This window comes from Atlanticothrix silvestris CENA357, from assembly GCF_016056295.1.
Classification (GTDB): domain Bacteria; phylum Cyanobacteriota; class Cyanobacteriia; order Cyanobacteriales; family Nostocaceae; genus Atlanticothrix; species Atlanticothrix silvestris.
Window position 1 is genome coordinate 23,650 of record NZ_JAECZB010000106.1, and the last position, 7,637, is coordinate 31,286.

A 7,637-nucleotide genomic window follows, 5' to 3' on the forward strand; every position below is an offset into this window, starting at 1 on the left:
ACTAAAAATAAGAGTACAAATATGAATAACGATATTTCTAATTCTGAATTAAACCGTTTAATTTATCCTGAAATAAAAAACGATGAGTTTTATGCAGCTATTCAAAGAATTGCCAGAGAAGAAGATATTAAAACAGTTCTAGAAATTGGTTCATCTTCTGGTGAAGGAAGTACTGAAGCATTTGTAACGGGACTTCGGGAAAACCCGAATAAACCAACGTTATTTTGCATGGAGGTTTCAATAACTAGATTTGCTGAACTAAAGAAGAGATATGAAAATGAATCATTTGTAAAGCCTTATAATGTTTCCTCTGTTCCTGTAGGAAGTTTTCCAGATAAGAAACAAGTTGTTGATTTTTATAACTATACCCAAAATAATCTAAAATTTTACCCAATTGAGACTGTTATCGGTTGGTTGCGGCAAGATGTAGAGTACATAAGACAGTCTGGAGTATTTGATAATGGTATTCAAAAAATTAAGCAAGAAAATAATATAGATTTCTTTGATTTAGTCTTAATTGATGGTTCAGAGTTTACTGGTAGTGCTGAGCTAGATGAAGTATATGGAGCCAAATTTATTTGTTTAGATGATATTACAACTTTTAAAAATTATAATAATCATCAGAAGCTGCTTGCAGATCCAAACTACGTTCTGCTTGAACAAAATAATGCCATTCGTAACGGGTACTCTATATTCCATAAAAGTGAGCGAATAGAAAATTATTTTTCATCACATGAAATATCTGAACAACTGCTAGTTAGTAAACTTGTTCGACCGGGAATGCTCGTTTTTGATGTCGGAGCAAACATAGGTGATTATTCAATCCTGTTAAGTAAATTAGTGGGTTCATCAGGTAAAGTTTATTCATTTGAGCCAACAATTATTACTTTCAATAAACTGCAAGAAAGGCTCTCTAAATCGAAATGTAATAATGTTTACCCCTTACAAAACGCAGTTTATTCGCATAATATCCAGATTGAATTTAATGAATTTTCAGAAGACTTCTCGGCATGGAATAGCATCGGTAGACCACAAATGCTTGATCCGCAGGGTTCTGGACAATATGTACCTATTGTTAATACTGGAGTTGTTCAAGCAATAACACTAGATTCTTTTTGCAATGACAACAATATCCAAAAAATTGATTATTTAAAAGTTGATGTTGAAGGAGCAGAAAGCGATGTATTACAAGGAGCGATTGAGCTATTAAAAAATAAAGCTATTTATTTCATCCAGTTTGAAATTTCACAAAAAATGTTAGAAGGCTTAAACCGTAAAGCCAAATCTACTTTTGATATTTTGATTGAAAATGGTTATGAATGCCATCTCATCAAACAAAATGGAGATATTGGAGAAGAAGTAACAGACTCTAATTCTTTCTACGAAAATTATATTGCTTTTCCTAGAGTGCCTATTCACTTTTTTACCATTGTTCTGAATGGGCAACCATTTATCCAATACCATATCGAAGTCTTCAAACAACTTCCTTTCAAATGGCATTGGCATATTGTTGAAGGTGTGGCGGATTTTAAACACGAAAGTATAATGTTTTTTCAAAACGGTGGTTGTATCACTGATGAGGTACATAATCAGGGATTTAGTAACGATGGAACAAAAGAATATTTAGATGAATTAGCCAAACTTTATCCAGAGAATATTACCGTTTACCGAAAGTCAGAAGGAATTTTTTGGGATGGTCATCTTGAAATGGTGAATGCTCCACTTACCAATATTCATGAAGAATGTTTACTTTGGCAAGTGGATGTAGATGAACTTTGGACGCTTAAGCAATTGTGTGCTGCAAGAGAAATGTTTATCAATCAACCAGATAAAACAGCAGCTTTTTATTGGTGCTGGTATTTTGTAGGAGAAAATCTAGTTATTAGTACTCGTCACTGTTATGCTCAAAATCCTAAACAAGAGTGGTTACGCACATGGAAATTTAAGCCGGGATTAGTTTGGGCATGTCATTCACCTCCAATACTCGTTGAACCTTTACTAGATAATCAATGGATAGACATTGCTAGAATAAACCCTTTCTTACACAAAGAAACTGAAAAAGAAAATTTAGTCTTCCAACATTTTTCATACGTTTTAGCAAAACAAGTTCGGTTTAAAGAACTGTATTATGGTTATAAAGATGGGGTGTCACAATGGACAGCTTTACAGCAATACAATAAATTTCCAGTTTTGTTAGGTCAGTTTTTAGGATGGGTTAAAGATAACACTCAGGTAGATACTGCTACTTCAATGGGTATCGTACCAATTGCACAAAGAGAACTCAGCAGCAATAATTGGAAGTTCTTGCAACTAGACGAGGTTAAAGAAAAAATTACACATATTAAAAAATCTACACTAACAATTGTAATTGACGGTGTATTTTTTCAACTCTATCAAACTGGTATTGCTCGTGTCTGGAAATCTTTACTGGAAGAATGGAGTAACAACGGATTTGCTAAACATATAGTTGTCCTTGACCGCGCTGGAACTGCTCCCAAAATTCCCGGTATTAGATACCGTACTGTAGAACACTACGACTACAAAAACACTAATTTAGATCGGGAGATGCTACAGCAGGTATGTGATGAAGAAGGTGTAGATTTATTTATCTCTTCTTATTACACTACTCCCACAACAACACCTTCTGTATTCATGGCTTATGACATGATTCCAGAAGTTATGGGATGGGATATGAATAATCCCATGTGGCAAGAGAAACATCAGGGTATCCAACACGCATCTGCATATATAGCAATATCAGAACACACAGCGCACGACTTGACAAACTGTTTTTCTGATATATCGAAAGAGTCTGTAACTGTAGCTTATTGTGGAGTAAGTAATACTTTTTCTCCAGCCGAATCTCAAGACATTAATGCTTTTAAAAATAAGTATGGCATTACAAAACCTTACTTTCTTTCGGTTGGTGGTGGGAGTGGTTATAAGAATAGTGTTTTATTCTTTAAGGCTTTTTCACAACTTGCTAGTAGTTCTGGATTTGATATTGTTTGTACGGGAAGTAGCGGTTTACTAGTACCTGAGTTTAGAGCATATACATCAGGTAGTACTGTTCAGATGTTGCAACTCAGTGATGAAGAGTTAGCAATAGCCTACTCTGGTGCTGTGGCATTAGTTTATCCTTCTAAATACGAAGGCTTTGGAATGCCTGTAATTGAAGCAATGGCTTGTGGTTGTCCTGTAATTACTTGTCCTAATGCCTCAATTCCAGAAGTGGCAGGAGAAGCGGCAATATATATAAATGATGATGATGTGAACGGATTAGCAAATGCATTATGTGAAGTGCAAAAGCCTAGTGTTCGCAAATCATTAATTGCTGCGGGTTTAGCACAAGCGCAAAAGTTTTCTTGGTCAAAAATGGCGGAAATTGTAAGTTCAGCCTTAATTGATGCTACTCTTTTGAATTTAAGCCTTAAGGAAATTAATTTAATTATTTTTCCAGACTGGTCACAACCAGAAGAGTTAATCAGTTTGGAATTAGAACTAGTGATTAAGACATTAGCAACTCATGCTGAAAGTGAGAAGACTACCTTACTTATTGATACGAGTGATATTGCTGTTGAGGATGCTGAACTCTTTTTATCTAGTGTGACTATGAATTTTCTAATGCAAGAAGATTTAGATATTACAGAGGGTTTAAAGATTTCTCTGGTAGGCGATTTAGCTGAGATTCAATGGGAAACTTTGCTATCTCGCATCAATGCCAGAATTATTGTAGAACATGAAAATCAACAAGCGTTGATGCAAGCAAAAGCAGAAAATTTGGCATCTTACGAAATAGAAAGCTTTAGCCAAGCTAGAGATGAACAGTTTTTTTTTGCTTAAGTAATCAATTATTTCAAGCAGGAAGATGGCAAGAAGCGATCGCCCAATATCAAAAACTCCTAGAGATGCAAGTAGGAGATGTAGAGATTTACTGGCGATTAAGCCATTGCTATAGACAATTAAACCTGATAGATGAATATTTTAATGTTCTTCAAGAAGGAATTAAACTTTACCCGTCAGAAGGTAAATTCCATTTTACCTTAATCATCGACTTGCGGCGCAATGGGCGTATTCAAGAAGCAATTGGCAGTGCAGAAAATGCTGTAAAATGCTTACCTGATGATTACACTTTTCAAATTCTTAAATATCTGACAATTCCGTCAGTATACGACAATGAAGAGGAAATTAACTTCTATCGTCAGCGCTTTATTCAAGGGCTGCAAGATTTAATTCAGCAAACATCTCTCAAAACTCCTGAAGAACGAACCAGTGCTTTAGCTGGTATAGGTAGACTCACGAATTTTTATCTATCATATCAGGCACAAAATGATATAGATTTGCAACGCCAGTATGGGAAATTAGTGCATAAAATTATGGCGGCTAACTTTCCCCAATGGGTTGTTCCTTTATCTATGCCCAAACTTCAGCCACATCAAAAAATTCGCATTGGCTATGTTTCACATTATCTACATTCTTATAGTGGAACTTTATGGTTAACTGGCTGGTTACGTTATTGCAATGATGAAAACTTTGAAATTTATTGTTATTACACAGGTAACGAACCAGATCCGGTTACACAACAATTTCAAGATTATAGTGATGTTTTCTATCACATTCCGCATAATTTACCAGCCGCTTGTGAACAAATTGTTTCTGATCAATTACACATCTTAGTCTTTCCTGAAATTGGCATGAATCCGCAAACTATGCAAATAGCTGGGTTGCGGCTTGCGCCTGTGCAATGTGTCGCTTGGGGACATCCGGTAACAACTGGTTTACCCACCATTGATTACTTTTTATCGAGTGAATTAATGGAAGCAGAAAATGCCCAAGAATATTACTCAGAAAAACTCATTCTCTTACCTAATATTGGTGTTTCTTACCCAAAACCACATATTCCACCAGTAGTCAAAACACGCTCAGATTTTGGGTTATCAGATGATGCGGTCATTTATTTATCTTGCCAAGCGCCTTTTAAATATTTACCGCAATACGATTTTATTTTTGCAGAAATTGCTCGCCGTGTTCCCCAAGCTAAATTCGTGTTTTTGCGGGGTACTTTACTTCAGCAGCGTCTAAAGCGTGCTTTTGCTGCTATCGAACTGGACTATGAAGATTATTGCGTGTTCTTAAGCATTCCAGAGCGACTAGACTATCTGATGATTAACTTACTTTCGGATGTTTATCTAGATACATTTACTTGGTCTGGTGGTAATACTACCTTAGAAGCGATCGCTTGTAATCTTCCCGTAGTCACTTGTCCTGGTGAATTTATGCGGGGTCGTCATTCTGATAGTTTTTTGAAAATGCTAGGAGTGACAGATACCATTGCTAAAAATGAAGCGGAATATATCGAAATTGCTGTGAAATTAGGGTTAAACCCAGTTTTGAGACAGGATATTTCAGAACGAATTAGTCAACGTCACGACCGACTATTTGATGATCAAGTTTGTGTTGGAGGCCTGGAAGCTTTTTATAAACAAGTTGTGAAAGAAGCTTCTATCTACCCACACTAAAACTTAGTGCTAAGGCTGCTGGTCTTCATCAACAACAACTAACTCCACTCCACACCTTGTAGCCGCTTTTCCTAACCGCAAGGATAATTCTAAATAAGCTGCGTCATAAGCTGCTAAACCTTCCTGTCGCCCCAACTCTAAGATTGCACTAAATACATTTGCATCTGTAACCGGATCAATTTGTATTAAAAGTGACTGTAGCAATGTAATAGCTTCCTCACATTGTTCCTGAGTCATGCGGTTACGTCGTTCGGCTACCAGCAGGACATTAGCAATCTCTAGTGACCAAATCCCTGGTACAAATGCCTTAGCATCCGGCATAATTGCCAATATTGCATTAGCGTAATCGTTATTTTCATCTACTAAACACCAGCTAATTGCTACAGAACAATCTAAAACAAACTGCATTTAAAATCTTCGTCCCTCTTCTATCATCAAGCGAATTGTAGTTTTTTCTAATGCCACTTCTCGCCGCAACTGTTGCATTCTAGCAATTGCATTACTTATCGATGTTTTAGTCGTTGCTTTTCCCCAAGCGTTATATTGCGGTTGCTCTTGTCTTGCAGTGGAAATATCTGGTAAAGGCTGGACAACTAGCACTACCTCGACAGATGTATCTTTAAAATCAGTAGGAGTTTGGATTTGCAATATACCATCGTCTCCAATATGCGATCGCAACTTCATTGTTTCCATGTTTGTATTTGTAAACTAAGATCGGACACTATCGTTGACTAGTTTATATTGAAAATTTTGACATATTGGCTAAGTTATTCCGTAGCCTTCATGGCGTAACTTCTCGTCAATGGAATCTTGAGGATAATGTAACTAAGCGAAAAATTTGGTACTCTTGGAGCGATCGCGCTATTCGTTCTGAAAAGCATTATTACACAACTCTTAACTATATTCACTACAACCCAGTCAAACATGGTTTAGTCAAATCTCCTTATGACTGGGTTGAAAGTAGTGTTCACTGGTATTTACAAGTTAACGGGCGAGAATGGTTACGTGATTGTTGGGTTAAACATCCAGTGAGAGATTATGGTAGAGATTGGGATAATTCATAATGTTTGTAGTGAGGGCTTAAGCCGAATGGCACTAAGAAAAGCTGAAAAGCTTGTGGTTTAAGCAGTTTGCAATTGCTTGCGTAATTCTTGCCGGGGTTTGGTCAATCTGGGGTAAGCTTTGGGGCGGCGTTTAATAACTCGTGGTTCGTTGCGTGTGGGACGGTCAGGAACTTCTTTGTGAACGATAATTTTTAGCAAAGTGCGATAAAGGTGAAGGCGTTTTTTAGAGTTAGCAACCTCGAATTTGGGAATAAAATTAATTAAATGATGACGAGTACCTTGTAGCGATAAACGATTTGGAAGAGTATTGTAAGTAGTCCCAGCCTGCCCTTCGGGTTCAGCAGTCGCCTACGGAGGGAAACCCTCCTACAGCGCTGCTTCACCACATCAAGCTCCGAAGTAAATTGTAAGCAAGTAAATAAACATGAATTTCTTTGCGTACCATTGAAGGGGTTTTACATCGTAAAACATCCATTCCCAGAGTAGTTTTCAAATGTCTTAAATCGAGTTCAACTTGCCACCGTTGATAATAGAGTTGAACTATTTTTAGGGTGGGATAAGTTGTCCCGTCTAATAAAGTGGTAATTAAGCTAACTCTTTGAGTACGAAAACCAGGAATAACAATGTAGTAATAAATTTCGCGTACAGTTATGGAAGAAGGTAGAGCTAAAAATTCATCTTTACTTAACCCTTTTGGGCATCTCTTAGGTTTATACCAAGTAACAAGCTTGTCACAATCGCCAACGATTTTACCTTTTCGCATGGTGGTTGTGCGAGATGAATGTTTACGGAATACAGCATCACAGCCGAGTTTTGTAATAGAAAACATATCAGCGTATGCACAAAAAGCTCTATCACCGAAAAGGAGGGCAGGGGAAGCTGAGGAAGCTGGGGGGGATACCCTCCGCAAATGGTTGGAAGCCTCCTTTTTAAAAAGGAAAAAAAACAAAAACACTTGTTTTGAGACGCGTAGCGCAAGAAACAATACGTCCTTGCTTGAAGCCTCTGTGTTAACGCAGAGGTTCGCTCCCCCAGCTCCCCCTGCACCCCCTGC

The 7,637-nt window shown here is 37.3% G+C and carries 7 protein-coding genes; 3 read left to right on the forward strand and 4 right to left on the reverse strand.

Annotated elements, in window-relative coordinates; translation table 11 throughout:
- Positions 1–21 precede the first annotated feature (21 nt).
- Together I8751_RS28730 and I8751_RS28735 are read left to right on the forward strand one after the other, a co-directional pair.
- On the forward strand, positions 22–3,843 hold the full coding sequence (locus I8751_RS28730) for an FkbM family methyltransferase (RefSeq protein ID WP_214442481.1): 3,822 nt from the start codon (positions 22–24) through the stop codon (positions 3,841–3,843).
- Positions 3,844–3,908: 65 nt separating this feature from the next.
- Entirely contained in the window at positions 3,909–5,519 is a 1,611-nt protein-coding gene (locus I8751_RS28735) for an O-linked N-acetylglucosamine transferase, SPINDLY family protein (RefSeq protein WP_214442482.1), read from the forward strand.
- A 9-nt stretch (positions 5,520–5,528) separates the two neighbouring features.
- Here I8751_RS28735 and I8751_RS28740 read toward each other — a convergent pair whose 3' ends face one another.
- Together I8751_RS28740 and I8751_RS28745 are read right to left on the reverse strand one after the other, a co-directional pair.
- Positions 5,529–5,927, reverse strand: a complete 399-nt coding sequence (locus I8751_RS28740; RefSeq protein WP_214442483.1) for a type II toxin-antitoxin system VapC family toxin — start codon at positions 5,925–5,927, stop codon at positions 5,529–5,531.
- Positions 5,928–6,212 (reverse strand): hypothetical protein, encoded by a 285-nt coding sequence (locus I8751_RS28745; protein ID WP_214442484.1) that lies wholly within the window; start codon positions 6,210–6,212, stop codon positions 5,928–5,930.
- 65 nt (positions 6,213–6,277) lie between these two features.
- On the opposite strand from I8751_RS28745, the gene I8751_RS28750 reads away from it, so the two are divergent.
- Positions 6,278–6,583 (forward strand): hypothetical protein, encoded by a 306-nt coding sequence (locus tag I8751_RS28750; RefSeq protein ID WP_225894494.1) that lies wholly within the window; start codon positions 6,278–6,280, stop codon positions 6,581–6,583.
- A gap of 57 nt (positions 6,584–6,640) precedes the next feature.
- Here I8751_RS28750 and I8751_RS30560 read toward each other — a convergent pair whose 3' ends face one another.
- Entirely contained in the window at positions 6,641–6,781 is a 141-nt protein-coding gene (locus tag I8751_RS30560; RefSeq protein WP_214442485.1) for a hypothetical protein, read from the reverse strand.
- Between the two features lie 181 nt (positions 6,782–6,962).
- A complete protein-coding gene (locus I8751_RS30565) occupies positions 6,963–7,412 on the reverse strand; it encodes a transposase (protein ID WP_404800461.1) in 450 nt (149 codons plus the stop codon).
- Positions 7,413–7,637: the final 225 nt, after the last annotated feature.

Bases quoted from the DNA above. Each gene is read 5' to 3' on its own strand.
- I8751_RS28730 (WP_214442481.1), top strand. From the start codon at position 22: ATGAATAACGATATTTCTAATTCTGAATTAAACCGTTTAATTTATCCT.
- I8751_RS28735 (WP_214442482.1), top strand. From the start codon at position 3,909: ATGCAAGTAGGAGATGTAGAGATTTACTGGCGATTAAGCCATTGCTAT.
- I8751_RS28740 (WP_214442483.1), bottom strand. From the start codon at position 5,927: ATGCAGTTTGTTTTAGATTGTTCTGTAGCAATTAGCTGGTGTTTAGTA.
- I8751_RS28745 (WP_214442484.1), bottom strand. From the start codon at position 6,212: ATGGAAACAATGAAGTTGCGATCGCATATTGGAGACGATGGTATATTG.
- I8751_RS30565 (WP_404800461.1), bottom strand. From the start codon at position 7,412: ATGTTTTCTATTACAAAACTCGGCTGTGATGCTGTATTCCGTAAACAT.